This window comes from Rhizobium sp. Root482, assembly GCF_001426565.1.
GTDB lineage: Bacteria > Pseudomonadota > Alphaproteobacteria > Rhizobiales > Rhizobiaceae > Pararhizobium.
Genome location: NZ_LMFA01000022.1, coordinates 454,816 through 470,527, shown reverse-complemented (window position 1 = coordinate 470,527; position 15,712 = coordinate 454,816). Strand labels below are relative to the sequence as shown.

General features: G+C 60.5%; 14 protein-coding genes and 1 pseudogene. 11 read left to right on the top strand and 4 right to left on the bottom strand.

The genetic code is table 11. The annotated features are described in order from the left end of the window. The first annotated feature begins 212 nt into the window (after nucleotides 1-212). Both ASD31_RS18195 and ASD31_RS18190 read left to right on the top strand, forming a co-directional pair. Nucleotides 213-1,652, top strand: coding sequence for an ATPase domain-containing protein (locus ASD31_RS18195; protein WP_056336954.1), 1,440 nt, complete (start codon nucleotides 213-215; stop codon nucleotides 1,650-1,652). 33 nt (nucleotides 1,653-1,685) lie between these two features. Beyond that, on the top strand, nucleotides 1,686-2,048 hold the full coding sequence (locus tag ASD31_RS18190) for a response regulator (protein ID WP_056336950.1): 363 nt from the start codon (nucleotides 1,686-1,688) through the stop codon (nucleotides 2,046-2,048). 68 nt (nucleotides 2,049-2,116) lie between these two features. Here the strand turns inward: ASD31_RS18190 and ASD31_RS18185 are convergent, their stop codons facing one another. Continuing rightward, entirely contained in the window at nucleotides 2,117-2,782 is a 666-nt protein-coding gene (locus ASD31_RS18185; protein ID WP_056336947.1) for a response regulator transcription factor, read from the bottom strand. Further along, nucleotides 2,779-3,225: pseudogene (locus tag ASD31_RS18180) on the bottom strand (sensor histidine kinase); the annotation flags it as partial. The pseudogene ASD31_RS18180 and the gene ASD31_RS18185, both read right to left, overlap by 4 nt. Before the next feature lie 432 nt (nucleotides 3,226-3,657). On the opposite strand from ASD31_RS18180, the gene ASD31_RS18175 reads away from it, so the two are divergent. Then, nucleotides 3,658-3,870 carry a hypothetical protein gene (locus ASD31_RS18175; RefSeq protein WP_056336941.1) on the top strand — a complete coding sequence of 71 codons (213 nt, stop codon included), beginning with the start codon at nucleotides 3,658-3,660 and terminating at the stop codon, nucleotides 3,868-3,870. A 174-nt stretch (nucleotides 3,871-4,044) separates the two neighbouring features. On the opposite strand, the gene ASD31_RS18170 is transcribed toward ASD31_RS18175, so the two are convergent. Further along, a complete protein-coding gene (locus tag ASD31_RS18170) occupies nucleotides 4,045-4,824 on the bottom strand; it encodes an outer membrane beta-barrel protein (protein WP_056336938.1) in 780 nt (259 codons plus the stop codon). A 352-nt stretch (nucleotides 4,825-5,176) separates the two neighbouring features. Here ASD31_RS18170 and ASD31_RS18165 point away from each other — a divergent pair, with 352 nt between their 5' ends. From ASD31_RS18165 to ASD31_RS18130, 8 genes are all read left to right on the top strand, one after another. Then, the gene (locus tag ASD31_RS18165; protein WP_056336935.1) at nucleotides 5,177-6,193 is read left to right on the top strand and encodes a DUF4105 domain-containing protein; all 1,017 of its coding nucleotides are present in this window, start codon (nucleotides 5,177-5,179) and stop codon (nucleotides 6,191-6,193) included. A gap of 105 nt (nucleotides 6,194-6,298) precedes the next feature. Beyond that, nucleotides 6,299-6,673: a hypothetical protein gene (locus ASD31_RS18160; RefSeq protein WP_056336931.1), complete on the top strand. Its 375-nt coding sequence runs from the start codon at nucleotides 6,299-6,301 to the stop codon at nucleotides 6,671-6,673. Nucleotides 6,674-7,298: 625 nt separating this feature from the next. Beyond that, entirely contained in the window at nucleotides 7,299-9,083 is a 1,785-nt protein-coding gene (locus tag ASD31_RS18155; protein WP_056336929.1) for a hypothetical protein, read from the top strand. A 389-nt stretch (nucleotides 9,084-9,472) separates the two neighbouring features. Beyond that, nucleotides 9,473-11,677: a DUF3604 domain-containing protein gene (locus tag ASD31_RS18150; protein ID WP_056336926.1), complete on the top strand. Its 2,205-nt coding sequence runs from the start codon at nucleotides 9,473-9,475 to the stop codon at nucleotides 11,675-11,677. A 16-nt stretch (nucleotides 11,678-11,693) separates the two neighbouring features. Then, complete coding sequence (locus ASD31_RS18145) at nucleotides 11,694-12,665, top strand: peptidyl-prolyl cis-trans isomerase (protein ID WP_056336922.1); 972 nt, start codon at nucleotides 11,694-11,696, stop codon at nucleotides 12,663-12,665. Beyond that, nucleotides 12,662-13,696, top strand: coding sequence for a HupE/UreJ family protein (locus ASD31_RS18140; RefSeq protein WP_056336920.1), 1,035 nt, complete (start codon nucleotides 12,662-12,664; stop codon nucleotides 13,694-13,696). Before ASD31_RS18145 ends, ASD31_RS18140 begins: the two co-directional genes overlap by 4 nt. Continuing rightward, a complete protein-coding gene (locus tag ASD31_RS18135; protein ID WP_056336917.1) occupies nucleotides 13,693-14,292 on the top strand; it encodes a HupE/UreJ family protein in 600 nt (199 codons plus the stop codon). The genes ASD31_RS18140 and ASD31_RS18135 overlap by 4 nt, the downstream gene beginning before the upstream one ends. After that, on the top strand, nucleotides 14,289-14,915 hold the full coding sequence (locus ASD31_RS18130; RefSeq protein WP_056336914.1) for a HupE/UreJ family protein: 627 nt from the start codon (nucleotides 14,289-14,291) through the stop codon (nucleotides 14,913-14,915). Before ASD31_RS18135 ends, ASD31_RS18130 begins: the two co-directional genes overlap by 4 nt. Before the next feature lie 102 nt (nucleotides 14,916-15,017). Here ASD31_RS18130 and ASD31_RS18125 read toward each other — a convergent pair whose 3' ends face one another. Then, nucleotides 15,018-15,644 carry a dual specificity protein phosphatase family protein gene (locus ASD31_RS18125; protein ID WP_056337280.1) on the bottom strand — a complete coding sequence of 209 codons (627 nt, stop codon included), beginning with the start codon at nucleotides 15,642-15,644 and terminating at the stop codon, nucleotides 15,018-15,020. Nucleotides 15,645-15,712 lie beyond the last annotated feature (68 nt).

Genomic DNA, 15,712 nt, shown 5'->3' with positions numbered 1-15,712 from the left:
CCCGCGGACGGAGCGTCCGACAAGCCGGTTCGCCAATGATGAGGCTAGCAAGCCTCGATATTCATGATCGTCGAGGATTCCAGACGGCACGATACGAAAGCGTTTCGTGGATGAAGGGATTTCCGCATCCGTCCCGGTCAATTGGCGTTTGCAATTTCGGCATCGGACCTTAGGGTACTCCGTGGGCGCAAGGGCTCTCCGGGACGATCTCAATGCATGAACTTCCACGACTGACATCAGGCATCCAAGGGTTGGACGCCATACTCGGGGGAGGCTTTGTCGAGGGCGCTTCCTATATCGTCCAGGGACAGCCGGGCGCCGGCAAGACGATCCTGTCGAACCATATTGCGTTTGCGAATGTCGCGCTTGGCCGAAAAGTGCTCTACGTAACGCTGCTGGCGGAGACGCATGATCGCCTCTTTCAGGTTCTGGGCACGCTCGACTTCTTCGATCCGTCCAGGCTTGGCGATGAAATCGCCTATGTCAGCGTCTTCCAGACGCTGCGCGATCAGGGGCTTCCGGCGGTCGTTTCCTTGATACGAAAGGAAATCAGCCGGCAGGGCGCAACCCTGCTTGTGTTCGACGGTCTCCTTAACGCGCGTGATCGCGCCGATAGCGCGCTCGACGTCAAAACCTTCGTGGCGGAGGTTCAGAGCCAGGCCGCATTCGCAGGTTGCACGGTGCTGTTCCTCACCAGCACCCGCCTTGCCGACGACAGCCCCGAGCATACCATGGTCGACGGCGTCATAGAGTTGAACAACGAGCTTGCAGGCGTGCGCTCCGTTCGACGCCTGCATGTGAAGAAATCGAGAGGCAGTCGCGCTCTTGACGGGTTTCATCAGTTCGATATCGGCTCCTCCGGTGTTACTGTCTATCCGCGGCTGGAAATCGCCCTGGCGCATCCCTCTCAGCCCGAAACCCTGGTGACGGGCACCGTCCCCTCGGGGGTCGACGGCCTCGATAGACTGCTCGGCGGCGGCATTCCCGCAGGCTCGGTCAGTCTGGTCTTTGGCCCATCCGGATGTGGCAAGACGACGCTCGGCCTCAATTTCCTGAGTGCGTCGAGCGAAGCGGAGCCGGGCCTGCATTTCGGATTCTATGAGACGCCGGCGCGCCTTCACGGCAAGGCCAGAGCAATCGGCCTTGATTTGCAGCCTCTCCTCCATTCGGGCGCCCTCGGCTTCCTCTGGAACCCGATGACTGAAAACCTGCTGGATAAACTGGCCCATCGCCTGCTGGATGAAGTCAGGGGGCGCGGCATCAAACGGTTGGTAATCGACGGCCTTGGCGGCTTCGAGCGGGCCGCGATCTATCAGCAGCGTCTCGTCGAATTCTTTGCGGCGCTTTCCAACGAGCTTCGGTCTCTCGGTGTGACCACGATCGCGACGTGGGAGCTGCGTGATCTCTTCGGCCCGACGGTATCCACCCCGCGTTCGGAAGTTTCTAGCCTGCTCGACAATCTGCTGATGCTGCGGCATGTCGAGGTAAGCTCGCGCTACAAGCGGACACTTTCTATTTTGAAGGTCAGGGACAGCGACTTCGAACCTGTCATCCACGAACTGGTCATCGGGAACAACGGGCTTGCGGTGTCGTTACCGCTTGAGCCGGTCGAAGGTGCCGCGACCGGTCTTGCAAAACCATTGGGTGCCTGACCGCGTGACAAAACTCTTGGAAGAGCTCCCGCCATGGCGCTGATCGTGATAGCCGAGGACGAATTCCTCATCGCGGAAGTGCTGGTGATGATGTTGGAGGACGCCGGCCATGACGTCGCCCCGGCCGCTCACGGGCTGGCTGCTCTCGACCTGGTGCGGGAAAAACGTCCGGACCTGGTCATCACGGATTTCATGATGCCGTTGATGACCGGCCTGGAACTCGCCAAGGCGATCCGAAGCGACGACGCGCTGGCCGAAATCCCGGTCATCCTCGTCAGCGGTGCGCAAGGAAGCATCGGTCGATCGCATCCCGATATGTTCAATGCGGTTCTTGACAAGCCCTATCAGGAAAAACGTCTTCTGGAGACGGTAACCCGCTTGCTGCAGCAGCAGTAGACGTCGTTCTATCTCGGCCGCAGGACGCTCATGAGACATCCAAACTCGGACTGCTCCGCTGGCTTGTCTCAGCTCGCTTCGGCGAGCCTGTATCCGACACCCGTTTCCGTGAGAATATATTGCGGCTGGTCGGGCTTTTGCTCGATCTTCTGGCGTAACTGCCGGACATAGACGCGCAGATACTGGACATCCGTAAGGCCATCCCAGACATGCTCGGGCAAGAACCGATGGGTCAGCACCTTGCCGGCATGCTGCACCAGGATGCGCAGGATGCCGTATTCCTTCGGCGACAGCTTCACCTCCCGTCCGGCGACCCTGACGATGCGCTTGACGAGGTCGACCGAAAGCTCGCCCTGGCTTTGCAGCCGGTGGCGCACCGCTACTCGGATGCGGGCAACCAGTTCGTTGATGCTGAAGGGTTTGGCGATGTAGTCGTCGGCACCAAGCTCCAGCGCCCTCACGATACCCGCCTCGGTCCGGCTCGAAAGAATGACGATCGGCAGGGCAAGCCCCTCCCCGCGCCACTTGGCGAGGAGATCGTGTCCCGGCATGTCCGGCAGGCCGAGGTCGAGCACGATGAGATCAGGTTTTTGCGACATGACCAGTTCCATCGCCACTTTAGCGTTCATTGCCTCGACGATGGCATAGTTCTGCGTCGAGAGCCCGACGCGCAGCAATTTGCGGATAGGCGGTTCGTCATCGACGATCAGGATGCGGACGGCCGTGCTGGTCATTCGTTTTCTCCCAGGATAGGCGGATTCTTCGGCACCGGCATGCGAACCGTGAAGAGACCGCCCGAACCCCCATGGTGGTTTGCGGCGGTGATCGTGCCACCCATCGCCTCCACGAAGCCGCGACATATGGAAAGGCCCAGACCCGTTCCGGCGCGTACATGATCGCCCTTTCTCACGCGATAGAAACTGTCGAAGATCCGCTCCAGATCATTGGGCGGGATGCCGGAACCTTCGTCGGCAACCGACAGCATGATGGCATCTCCGTCTTTCCAGCCACGGATGGTAATTGTCGTGTCTTCCGGCGCATATTTGGCGGCATTGTCGATAAGGTTGAAGAGCACCTGCTCGAAAAGGACGGGATCGACCCGCAGCATCAGTAGATGCTCCGGGATACTCACCTCGACCTTGTGACGCGAGGTCATCTTGGCGGCGCGCGAAAGCGCGTGGAGACGATGATTGTCTCGCAACTAGATATGCACCCGAACCGGATAGGCGTTCGAGAGTGACCGGGGCGGTAAAAAATAGGAATTTCATAGGAATATCGCCAGGCTATCGAAGGTTGCCCATCGCCGCGCTTGACAGGCTCATCAGGGTGATAATTCCGTTAGATTCTGGAACCGGTCCGGCCGTCCGACGAAGACGTTTCCCAGCCGCGTCCCGAGACTAGGCTGTCGCTGGCCCGCAGCGAATTGTCGGCCGAAATTTTCCGGGCTTGCGACGGAATGGAGACTCGCTTCAGCCCCGAAATCACCGAGCTCGAGCCGCGTATCGGCCGATACGCGACGAGATGCCGCTCACGTACAGGCGCGGAGTGGTTTCATCGACGCTCGGAACAGGAGGCGGGTCACAGGTATTTCCTTTCAAAGGAGAATCCAATGCCGCTCGCCGAGCCGGAACGCATACGAACCTACTCATCCTCACAGCTTGCTCGTGAATATGGTCTGAGCATTCAGCAGGCGGATCGCTATATTGCGCGCTTTGGCTCAATCAAGGCTGAACTCGACAGTCTTTTGGCGTCGAAAGAACGGACTGAGCAACATCAGGCCGCCGACCTCCACCGCACGCTCGATGAAGTCACGTTTGGCTGATCCTGTAATAACGCTGGCTACTGCAGCTGAACCGGTTAAGCGGTTCGTGCCGACCCAGCAGTGATGCCATGATATTGCGTTTCGTCGTTCGTGCGTCCCCTTGGCCCGAAGGAAATAGATTGCGGTTACACGGGCTGTTGGATGAGACTTCCAGCGAGGATGGCCCAGTTTTGGCTAGAACCTCACCGCCAGACGCGTGAAGATGCCGTGCTGGGTGGCATCATAGCGGAAACCGCCCTCCGTGTAGTCGGTGTAGAGCGCCTTGTAGCCGAAAGACGAAGCGATCGTGTCCGTCCAGTTGTAGCCGACCGTCGCGGTTCCCTGCAGGGTGATGTCCGAGGCGACGCCGAAGCCGCCGACATCGGTCATGACGTCCACGAACCATTTTTCATTGATGTCATAATGCATGGTGAGACCGACGAGTGGATCGACCCAGCTTTGCGAACCGCTGCGGTCGATCGCCGGAAAGAATATGGGATTGATGTCGAGTTCCACCTTGTTGTGCTGGTAGCGAAGGCCGGCCGTCGCGTAGAGCTGTATGTTCTCGACGTTGATCGGCACCTCGTAGCCGACAAGCGCCGTCGCCACGATCTGCCTCTGTTCGAAGTCAGCGGTTCCGCCGAATGGACCGACATCGGCATCGGTCGAAATCCTGGCCCACATGATGTCCGTATAGAGAAGCCAGTGATCGCCAACCGCTTGAAAGGACCCCGCAAACGCGCCGTCCAAGTTCTCGAGCACGTCCAGAGGCGAGACATCGACCGCCGCCGCCGGAAGGCCGCGGACACCTATGTCGCCATTCAGGCCTGTCAACCAGGCGTCTAGCGTAACCTGATATTTCCAGCCGTTGTCGATGACGGCCGATCCCGGCTGCGAGATGTCGGCCGCCGTCGCGGGGGTTGCCGCTGCGAGAGCTGCTGCCAGCGCGTGATATCCTTTCCGAAGTCCTGTCATTCCGCCTGTCCCCCCGATCGACCTGCCTGGCCAAACTCCGGAATTGGTTCCGCGCCTGAGAATAGCCGATCCCGACAGAAACGCCCGTATGTTACCGTATCATCTGTTCGTGCGGACTGTCGGCGTTGCCCATTTTGCGGCGCGTATGGCTGGCGCGCCAACAGTCCGATCTCCGAATGGACCACACATGCGCGGTCGACAGCCGGAACATCGCCGTAGGTTACTGTAATGTACATGGTCTCCGCCGAATTCCGTGTCATCCTTATGGCGAATGGCGTGCCATTCCCTGCGGCGTGTTGAAGCCGCAAATCTCGCCTCATCGGCACCACGGCGGCTATCGAAAAGGAAAAACATGCCTCGACAGATGGCGATCATATTTCTGTTCGCGGTCGCCTTGATCGTGGCGGCTTTGACAATCTGGTGTTCCCTGGCCCTCTGGTATCGCCTGCCCCTGCCCGATATCGGACGGGCAATTGCCGCCGGCGTCTTCCTTGTCTTCGGCCTTTTCACTCTGGCGGCGCTTGCCAGTCGGCTGCGCATGAAAGCCATTTTTTCGTTTGCTGCCGTTTTCGTCCTGGTTCTTTTCTGGTGGAGCACGATAAAGCCGGACGAAAATGCTCAATGGGCACCCGATGTCGCCCGGCAGGTCACAGGCAGGATCGAAGGCGATACCCTGACGCTCACCGATCTTCGGGATTTCCAATGGCGGAGCGAGACGGACTTTACCGAGCGGTGGCAGACACGCAGCTATGATCTCGACACGGTGAGGACTGTTGATCTGTTCATGTCCTACTGGGCAGGGCCGAAGATCGCGCATGTTATTTTCAGCTTTGGCTTCGAAGACGGCGAGCAACTCGCCTGGTCGATCGAGGTCCGCCACAAAATCGGTGGCGGGTTCTCGCCGCTTGCCGATCTCTTCAAGAACGATCCGCTGGTGATCCTTGCCGCGGACGAACGCGACGTTGTCGGCGTCCGCTCGAACATGCGTGGGGAGGACGTCCAGATCTATCGGTTAACGGCAACCCCGGCGCAAGCCAGGAACCTGTTGCTCGAATATGTCGCCGAGGCCAATGCCCTGGCCCGGACACCGCAGTTCTACAATTCGATCACGACGAATTGCACGACGACTGTCGCAAGGCTGATGCGTGTTGCCGGAGACAAGGTACCGTTCGACTGGCGGCTGATCGTCAACGGGTATCTCCCCGACTATGCCTATGATCACGGCGCCATCGACACCTCGATGCCGCTGGGCCGGTTGCGCGAGATTGCCAGGATCGGCGAGCGGGCGCGGGCTATTGGATTAACGCCCGACTTCTCCAGGGCGATCCGTGTCGGCGTTCCCTCCTCGACGCCCGCCGCTACGCCGTAGCATACCGTAACATACGCTCCTATTTCCCTTCGATGGAGCATGATCACCTATCTCTTATCGGTTCCAGCATGCGGTGCCCCAACCAGGTCAACCAGGACGGATCTCATGAAGATCATCAAGCGCTTCCAGAACGCAGTCATGGCTACCGCCCTGTTCATGATGGTGGCCGCACCCATGCTTGCACCCACCCCGGCCGAAGCCCGCCGGGCGGTGGGTGGCTGCGGGGCCAGAGGATGCGCCGTCGTCGGTCGCGGCGGCGCTGTCGCAGTTCGCCGCCCACCGGTCATGCGGGGTGTGGTCGTCGTGAACCCGCGTCGGTACTGGCCGGCGGGCGGGGCCGTTGCCGCCGGCGCCGCGATCGGCTTTATTGCAGGCGCAGCGGCCGCCTCGGTTGCCGGAACGCCGCCGCAATCCGGCATGTGCTGGTACTATACCGATAGCACCAAAAAAACAGGTTTCTGGGACGTCTGCCCGCGATAATCTTTGATGCATGGCGAACAGGGTGACGGCGATGCGGGGTGGCAGAGAGCCCTGCAGCCGGCATCACGCTGTCCCTTGTCATCGACGGCAAGGTCGTCCGAGCACCCGCAAAATTCTCCTTCGCCGAGCGCTAACGCGGATGGCCGTGGACTTTCAAGGTAACGAGAACAGGGTCACGGCGATGTTCAAGTGGTGATCAGGATTGTCGCTCGAAGCCATTGGCCGGCCCATCCTCTCATTCAGAAACAGGCCTGTGCGCTATCGATGCTCGGCGGTATTTCCGGCCATCGATATGGCGCATCCCCATATGGACTTAATCCATATTCCGACAGGCCTTTTGCGGATGGCTGCTCGCGGGGATTGGCGAAACGGCTGAGCCCCCACCAATCGGGAATGTTACATCGCATTCACCGCAATGTGCTTGCGGCCGGATGATCGCCGCGCAACCTGCCGGTGACATGCAGCATGTGCGTCGAAACATGGCTTCGCCGCCTGCCGGCTAAAATCCCGTTCAAGATGGACGTGCTACGCTTTCAGCGATAGGTTGCATCCGGGGTTCTAACATTTGCAGTGGATTTTCACGTAATTGGGACAATGAGGAGGGGCAGTGCAGACTCCAGGGCCAATGCATGACTGTCCGCGCGAGCGCCCGTGTCCCACCCATGACGAGATCCGGGCCCAGCTTGAGCGCATACTCTCCAGCCATGAGTTCCCTAGCGGCGGGCGGGGCGGAGCCTTCCTGAAATATGTCACGGAAGAAACGCTGGCTGGACGCGCCTCCAGGCTCAAGGCCTATTCAGTCGCGATCGAGGTGTTCAGCCGGAGCACGGGCTTCTCCCAGGACGATCCCGTCGTTCGAATCGAAGCCGGACGACTGCGCCGGGTGATCGAACGCTATTATCTTATTGCAGGCAAGCATGACCCGATCCGTATTGATATCCCGAAGGGCGGCTATGTACCGACCTTCAACTGGAACGACGAGCCGAAAGAAGCGGTCGACAATGAGCCGAAACGGGAGACCGCCGCTGGCCGGGTGTTTGCTTGGCGGCATTCCGGCCGGACCTTACTCGCCATGTTGGGGGTGCTGTCCTGCACCGCGCTTGGTTATTACATGGGTGTTATAACAGGTCCCGGCGCCAGCGGTTCGACGACGGTAATTCCAGATGAACCGATGCTCGTGATCGCGCCCTTCGCGGGTCTGGGCGAAGGTGCGGAAGCTGCACTTTATGCCGCCGGGCTGACCGAAGAGCTCCTGACCGCCCTTCCCCGTTTCAAGGAGATCACAGTCTTCGGCCGCGAGACGTCGAAGGCACTGTCTCCCGGCGTCGCGGCATCGCAGGTGCGCGAGGGACTGGGCGCGCACTACCTTCTTGCAGGTGGAGTTCGCGTCGGCGGCGACAAGCTCCGTGTGACCGCGCGCCTTGTCGATACGTCCAACGGCTCCATCCTGTGGTCGCGGAGCTACGATGAGCAGCTGAACGCGCACGAACTTTCCGCCATACAGTCCGACGTCGCCAGCAAGGTCGCGACGGCCATAGCCCAGCCTTATGGCGTCATCGCCAAATCACTAGCGGCCAACCCGCCGCCGGATGATCTTGGCGTCCATGATTGCATGTTGCGTTTCTACGCCTACCGCGAGGAACTGAACCCGGAAGTGCATCTGATCGCCCGCAACTGCCTGCAGAGCGCGGTGGCGCGTTTCCCCGCCTATGCGACGGCCTGGTCAATGCTCTCGATCATTCATCTCGACGAGAGCCGGTTCGAGTTCAATCCGCAAAGTGACGAGGCTCCCGCGATGGAACGCGCGCTCGGTACGGCGCGGCGGGCGGTCTCACTCGAACCCGACAATACGCGCGCTCTGCAGGCGCTCATGACCGCGCTGTTCTTCAACAACGAGCCGAAGGAGGCGCTCGAGGTCGGCGAGAAGGCGCTTATCGCCAATCCGAACGATACGGAATTCCTTGGAGAACTGGGAACGCGCATCGCGTTGTCGGGGAAGTGGGAACGTGGCGCCGACCTTTTGGATCGTGCGATCAAGCTCAATCCCGGCGGAGCCGGATATTATTTCGGGACGCGCGCCCTGACCGCCTGCATGCTCCGGGATCATGAGATGGCGGTGCGGCTGATCCGCAAAGCCGATCTGCAGAAATTTCCGCTCTTCCATGCCGTTGCGGCGGTCATCTATTCCGAGGCCGGGCTGTTTGCAGAGGCGAAGCGAGAAGGCGAGATCTTCATGGAGATGCGCCCCGATTACCTGCCCAATATCGTGGCCGAGAACCGGAAGAAAAACTTGAGGCCGCAGGACAGCATGCGCATGATCGCTGCACTCCGGCGGGCCGGCTTGCCGGTGCCAAGCGCGACGAATGTCGAAGCTGAGTTCAGGCTTTCCGACGCCTCGGACAGCCTGTGAACGCCGTATGCTACGGTAACATACTTCCCTTGAATGCCCCGATGACATACCGGTTTCCAGGCTGCGGAACAGATATCCCGCGTCCAAGGAGCCAAGCTACGAGCACAGCATGAGGTTGATGCCGACCCGACTGCTAAAGTTTACCAGGACGGCGGTGGCCGCGCTGCCCGCTGCCACAAGGTCTCCTTCGCGCTGCAGGCCTGGCCCTTCGCGCCGAGTAGGGAACCCACCCATGACTGGAAGGCGCGAGTGGTCTGTGCCTATCAGCCCGACGGCCGGGCTGCGATACCTGGCGGCGGTTCCTGACAGGCATTTTTCTTCCCGCGGTGAACTTTTGACAGCCCCCTTGCAGATCAAAAATTTCGGACAATGAGCAAAGGATGCCTCAAATGCGCATGACAAACAAAAGAATGCTGCTGCTTTCGTCATCCGTCCTTACCCTTGCCGTCACGTCGGTCTCAGCCCAGGAGCGACATGCCTATTTCGGGCAAACCCATCAGCACACAAGTTGGTCGTTGGACGCGTACATCATCGGCAATACGGTGACCGGCCCGGCGGAAGCTTACCAGTATTCGATGGGGAACGTCGTCAAGCACCCTGCCGGATATGACGTGCAGATCAAGACTCCCCTGGATTTTCAAGGGGTGACCGATCATTCCGAATATGTCGGCGTCATCCGGCTGGCCAACGATCCTACATCTTCCCTCAGCAAACTCCCGATTGCCGAGAAGCTGAAGGTCACCAAGGACAACCCTGCCGTTAAAATCTTCCAATGGCTTGCTGGAAGCATTGCCAGCCACAAGACCATTGCCGAACTGAGCGATCCCAAGCTGAGTGGGACTGTCTGGCAGGAGAACACCGCAATCGCGGACAAATACTACAAGCCCGGCCAGTTCACGACCTTCTGCTCCTACGAATGGACGTCGATGCCGAACAGCCAGAACATGCATCGCAACGTGTTCTTCAAGGACTGCTCCAAGCTTCCCCCCAGCCCGTTCACCGCGATGGACTCCGACCACCCGGAAGATCTGTGGACATGGATGGACGGACAGCGCAAGGCCGGAAACGAGGTTCTCGCGATCTCTCACAACGCCAACCTTTCGAATGGCATCATGTTTCCGATCGACGTGGACAGCAAGGGCAATCCGCTCGACCTTGCCTGGGCGCAGCAGCGCATGACCAACGAACCGCTAAATGAAATCAAGCAGATCAAGGGTGTCTCGGAAACACATCCAGACCTCTCGCCGAACGACGAGTTCGCGAACTACGAGATTATGAACTATCTCATCGGCATCGATAACAGCTCGTCAAAGCTGCACGGAAGCTATGCCCGCGAAGCTTATGAAAACGGATTGGCGATGCAGGCGACACGGGGATACAATCCCTACAAGTTCGGGGTCGTCGGCGGGGGCGACTCGCACAACACCGTCACCGCATATTCGCAGTCGAATTTCTTCGGCGCACACGGGCTTGTCGATGCGACTGCGAAGGCGCGGCTCGCCGGTAAGGTCGAGGCCGGAATGGACATCCTCAAGACCGGAACATCCGGCCTGACCGCCGTCTGGGCCGAGGAGAACACCCGCGAGTCGATCTTCTCCGCCATGCAGCGCAAGGAAGTCTATGGGACGAGCGGTGTCCGCATCCAGGCCCGGATGTTCGGCGGCTGGGACTTTGACAAGGGGCTGCTATCGAACGAGGACTGGGCGAAAACCGCATATGCCAGCGGCGTGCCCATGGGCGGCGATCTCGCACCCGCCGACGACAAGGTTCCGTCGTTCGTCGTCAATGCCGTGAAGGACCCCGCGGACGGCAACCTCGACCGTATCCAGATCGTCAAGGGCTGGACCAAACAGGGTCAGGTGTTCGAGAAGATCTACGACGTGGCGTGGTCAGGTGCTCGCCAGCCCGACCCTGTTACGGGCAGGCTTCCTCCGGTCGGGAGCACCGTGGACATCGACAAGGCGACCTACACCAACGACATCGGCTCGGTCGAGCTGAAGGCGGTCTGGACCGATCCGGAATTCGATCCAGGTCTGCACGCCTTCTACTATTCCCGCGTCCTGCAGATTCCGACTCCGCGCTGGAGCACCTATGATGCCGCCAAGCTGGGCGTGCTGCCGCCGAGCAATGCTCCTGCGACCGTGCAGGAACGTGCCTGGACGACGCCGATCTGGTACACGCCGTCCCCCGCGGCGATCGCCAAGGCAGAGCGTGGCCTGACCGTCGACGACCTCACCAAGTCCGGATCGACGGCATTGACCGATGACCAGCTCAAACAGCTCGCGGTCGGCAAGATTTTCAAAGTGCGCAACACAGTCACCAACGAGACCTTCGATGTGCTCTTCGGTGAAAGCGGACAGCGTGTCGTGACGAAGGTCAACGACGCCGCGCCGCGCGCGGATGAGCTGTTGCAGGCCATGCATCCGAGCCCATCGGGATCAGCGGCCTACGAAATCAAGGACGGCCATATCGTCACGACCATCGACGGCACGGCGTTCGAACTGACCGTCTACACGTCGGGCGACAAATACATCGCCGCCCGTAGCAACGAATTCGGGTTTGCGAACTACGAAGTTGTGTCGGTCGCGCAGTAGTGTCGGGGTGTCGTCCATGAGAGTGTTGTCGATCGCTCCCGAAGATTCCCCTGCTGCCGAGCGCGAAAAGAGCGGCGACAGGTGGCGTCTGCTGCGGGAGCCGCTACTTCACTTCCTTTTCGTCGGAGCCGCCCTGTTCGGCGGCTTCCACTATCTCAATCCGACCCCGGAGGGCGGTGCGGACACCAAGAGAATCGTACTGACGAAGGACGACGTGCGGCAGCTCGCCATCAGCTGGCTCGCCCAGGGACGTTCGGCGCCGACGATCGAGCAGGTCCAGGGATTGGTTGATCAGAAAGTGTCGCAGGAAATCCTGTTTCGGGAGGCCGTCAATCTCGGGCTCGACCGTGACGACGAGGTGGTCAAGCGCAGGCTGGCGCAGAAGATGGACTTCCTTGCCGCCGACGTGGCAGCGTTGCAGGAGCCGACATCCGAACAACTTGAAACCTGGTTCAGCCGGAATGCCGCGAGCTTCGCTCTGCCGGGGCATGCCAGCTTCAGACATCTATACTTCTCGTCGGACAGGCATGGGAGGGTGACACGGGACGCTGCCTTGGCCGCCCTCGCCATCGTCGGTGGGAAGTCGCCGGACGACATCGTCGGCGCGGTCGGCGATCCCTTCATGTTCAAGGCCCATTACGGTGACGCTACCCCGGAGCAGACGGCGAAGGAGTTCGGCCCGGATTTTTCCAGGGCTCTGTTCCAGCTCACGCCGGGCACGTGGCATGGGCCGATCCAGTCCGGATACGGATGGCATCTGGTCTGGATCGACGCCATCGATCCTGGTCGTGTCCCGACATTTTCGGAGGTCGAGCCGAACGTCAAGGCGCGTTGGATCGATGAACAGTACAGGCAAATCAAAGCATCGGCGCTGGCGGATATGCGCGCGCAATATTCGATCACTGTGCCGGTCATCGAGGCGAGCGACCTTCAAGGCCTCCAGATACCGCCCGGAACCAGCACCGAGTTCGAGGTGTCGGCGCAATGATCGGCCGATCCTTGCTCCCTGCTGTGCTCTGGCGTCTACTTTTCGCTGCCGCGATGAGCCTGTTCGCCTTTCCGGTGACGGCCTTCGCGCACGAAATTCGGCCTGCCTTCCTGCAGATCGATCAGACGGGGCCGGCACGCTACAAGGTCGTCTGGCGCACGCCCGTCCTGTCCGGCATGCGCCTTCCCGTTGTGCTTCGCTTCTCCGAGGACATCCGCGACGTGACGCCGCCTGCCGAGCGCGCGCTCCCGGATTCCCTCGTCGAATCGCGTATCATCGATACCGATGACGGCGGTATCGCGGGCAAGCGCGCGGACTTCGTCGGGCTTCAGGCGACCATAACCGATGTTCTCGTGCGGGTGCATATGCTCGACGGCACGGTCACCACGACGATGATCCGTCCTTCCCAGCCCTGGATCGATTTCGCCACCGAGCGGAGCCCGCTTGAAGCTGCCCGCATCTATTTCGTCAGCGGCTTCGAGCATATCCTCATGGGCATCGACCACCTGCTGTTCGTACTGGGACTGCTGTTCATCGTCCGGTCGCGCTGGATGCTATTCAAGACGATTACCGCCTTCACGGTGGCCCATTCGATCACGCTGGCAGTCGCGACGCTCGGCAAGGTCGAGATTCCGGCGCTTCCGCTCAATGCGACGATCGCGCTGTCCATCCTGTTCTTTGGGCCCGAGATTGTCCGCGCATGGCGGAGTCAAACCAGCTTCACGATCCGCCATCCGTGGATCGTCTCCTTCGCCTTCGGGCTGCTGCACGGATTCGGTTTTGCAAGCGGCCTGACGGCGCTCGGCCTGCCGCAGGGTGACATTCCCTTCGCGCTGCTCCTCTTCAATCTCGGCGTCGAGGCGGGCCAGCTCGCATTCGTCGCACTGATCCTGCTGCTCATCGCGGCGCTGAAATCGATCGAGATCAGGTTGCCGCGTGGAATGGAACTGCTGCCCGCCTATGTGGTGGGCGGGCTTGGTGCCTACTGGACGATCGACAGGATCGTCGCGATGTTTGGAGGACTGGCATGAGAGCTTCGATAGTGCGGAATATCGGCCTGGCCTTCGTTGCACTGCTGTTGACCGCCGGCGTCGCCGAAGCACATGCCGGCGCGAGCGGGGCTTCAGGCTTCTTCGCCGGGTTTCTTCACCCGATCATGGGACCGGACCATGTCGCCGCGATGATGGCCGTCGGTCTGTGGGGCGCGCAACTCGGCAGGCCCGCGATCTGGTTGCTGCCGATCACGTTCCCGGTCGTCATGGCGTTCGGCGGCCTTCTGGGACTCGTCGGCGCGCCCATGCCCGGCTTCGAGATCGGTATCGCTCTTTCCGGCGTTCTGCTCGGCGCGGCAGTGTTGACCGAGGCGCGCCCGCCCCTGTTTGCTGCGGCGATCCTCGTCGGCATCTTCGCAATCTTCCACGGCTACGCGCATGGTGCCGAACTGCCTGTGGGCGAGAATGCCCTGTTCTTCAGCATGGGCTTTGTGGCTGGCACGGGACTGCTGCATGGGATCGGGATTGTGATCGGACTGCTCTATCAGTGGCGCTGGGGCAAGGTGGCCGTCCGCGCGGCGGGTGGAGCTGTCGGAGTGGTCGGCGCTGTCTTCCTGTGGAATGCGATCGCATGACAGCGGGAGCAATCTGCCGGATATTGTTGCTTCCTGCTATCGTGGCGATGGGCGTCGCCGTTGCCCCTGCCGACGCCAATGCGCATCTGATGACGACAGGTCTTGGCCCGTTTTACGATGGGGCGGCCCACTTCCTGATGTCGCCTGAAGCCATTCTTCCTGTCGCGGCGCTCGGCATCTTCGCCGGGCTTCAGGGTCTTTCGCATGCACGTGCAGCCGTTGTGATGCTGCCTATCGGATGGATTTTATTCGGTTTCGCGGGGGTGCTTACAGGTCCGCTTGATATCAGCCCGATCTACGAAAGCGTGCCCTTGATACTTCTCGGCGGACTTGCGGCTGCGAACCTTCGATCTCCAACATGGCTTACAGCGGTACTGGCGATCCTGCTTGGAATGCTCGAGGGCTACATATTCGGGTCGGCGGCTTCAGCAATTCGCGACGGGATGGTCGGTGTCGTGGGGACGGTGAGCGTGGTGTTTATAACGATCGCGCTTGTCACCGCCGCGGTCATGAATGCCACCCGGGGCTGGAGTCGCATCGCCGTGCGCGTGGTCGGTAGTTGGACGGCAGCCACAGGGATACTCCTGCTCGGCTGGGGATTGCGATCAAATGGGAGCCTGTGAAGCTTGCTACGCGGATTGACCGCGTTGAACGGATATGAACCGCCGATCGCCAATTGGATCGCGGCGAATATCTCCGGCCTCACCCGGCAAGCGCCTTGAGTATCATTGTGCGGCGTCGATGGTTCTGATCCAGCCGGCCGCCCGGCGCGCGGCGTTGGCGAGTACGGGCTTCGGAGCTTTGTACCATTCGTTTTCCGGCAGCTCCCGTCGCCGGCGGACGAAGCCGATGGCATCATCGAGCAACGGGAATTCCTGTGGCAATGTCAGGTGAAGAAAGAGCGCGACAACGGCGACGGAGCGTGAACGGCCGCCGCGGCAATTGATGAGAACGCTGCCGCGTTCACGTCTCGGATAAGAGGGCTTTTCCGGAAGAACCTGCTCGAGTGCGGCGCGCAGGATATAATGGGCCGCGACCATTTGGGTCTCGGGATTACCCTCGCCGTCGATCAGGCCGATCTTGAAATAGCGTATCTCGCCCGGCCCATAGACACGGCCTTCATGGTCTGAGACGAGCTGTGGCTGCTCGACGAAGTTAAAGTCGAGATTGACGGCACAATTGACGACAGTGGTGATGCCGTTGCGGCGTAGAAGGTCGAGATCGCTTGCGCCTTCCTTGCCCGAAATGAACAGATCGACGCCGTAGAGGGGATGCTGTTCGTAGATGAGGCTGAGTTTTGGCAATCCTTGCGCTTCCGGCCGAGGCGTGAGTTCCTGCTCCACATTCTGCATATCGTTTCTCCGCAGGCGCCGTTCCCATTGGTCGGATGCCATTCCATGTTTTCAATTCAGTCTTTTCG

Excerpts from the sequence above, each read along its gene's own strand:
- ASD31_RS18195 (WP_056336954.1), top strand. The coding sequence starts at position 213 with ATGCATGAACTTCCACGACTGACATCAGGCATCCAAGGGTTGGACGCC.
- ASD31_RS18190 (WP_056336950.1), top strand. The coding sequence starts at position 1,686 with ATGGCGCTGATCGTGATAGCCGAGGACGAATTCCTCATCGCGGAAGTG.
- ASD31_RS18185 (WP_056336947.1), bottom strand. The coding sequence starts at position 2,782 with ATGACCAGCACGGCCGTCCGCATCCTGATCGTCGATGACGAACCGCCT.
- ASD31_RS18175 (WP_056336941.1), top strand. The coding sequence starts at position 3,658 with ATGCCGCTCGCCGAGCCGGAACGCATACGAACCTACTCATCCTCACAG.
- ASD31_RS18170 (WP_056336938.1), bottom strand. The coding sequence starts at position 4,824 with ATGACAGGACTTCGGAAAGGATATCACGCGCTGGCAGCAGCTCTCGCA.
- ASD31_RS18165 (WP_056336935.1), top strand. The coding sequence starts at position 5,177 with ATGCCTCGACAGATGGCGATCATATTTCTGTTCGCGGTCGCCTTGATC.
- ASD31_RS18160 (WP_056336931.1), top strand. The coding sequence starts at position 6,299 with ATGAAGATCATCAAGCGCTTCCAGAACGCAGTCATGGCTACCGCCCTG.
- ASD31_RS18155 (WP_056336929.1), top strand. The coding sequence starts at position 7,299 with ATGCATGACTGTCCGCGCGAGCGCCCGTGTCCCACCCATGACGAGATC.
- ASD31_RS18150 (WP_056336926.1), top strand. The coding sequence starts at position 9,473 with ATGCGCATGACAAACAAAAGAATGCTGCTGCTTTCGTCATCCGTCCTT.
- ASD31_RS18145 (WP_056336922.1), top strand. The coding sequence starts at position 11,694 with ATGAGAGTGTTGTCGATCGCTCCCGAAGATTCCCCTGCTGCCGAGCGC.
- ASD31_RS18140 (WP_056336920.1), top strand. The coding sequence starts at position 12,662 with ATGATCGGCCGATCCTTGCTCCCTGCTGTGCTCTGGCGTCTACTTTTC.
- ASD31_RS18135 (WP_056336917.1), top strand. The coding sequence starts at position 13,693 with ATGAGAGCTTCGATAGTGCGGAATATCGGCCTGGCCTTCGTTGCACTG.
- ASD31_RS18130 (WP_056336914.1), top strand. The coding sequence starts at position 14,289 with ATGACAGCGGGAGCAATCTGCCGGATATTGTTGCTTCCTGCTATCGTG.
- ASD31_RS18125 (WP_056337280.1), bottom strand. The coding sequence starts at position 15,644 with ATGCAGAATGTGGAGCAGGAACTCACGCCTCGGCCGGAAGCGCAAGGA.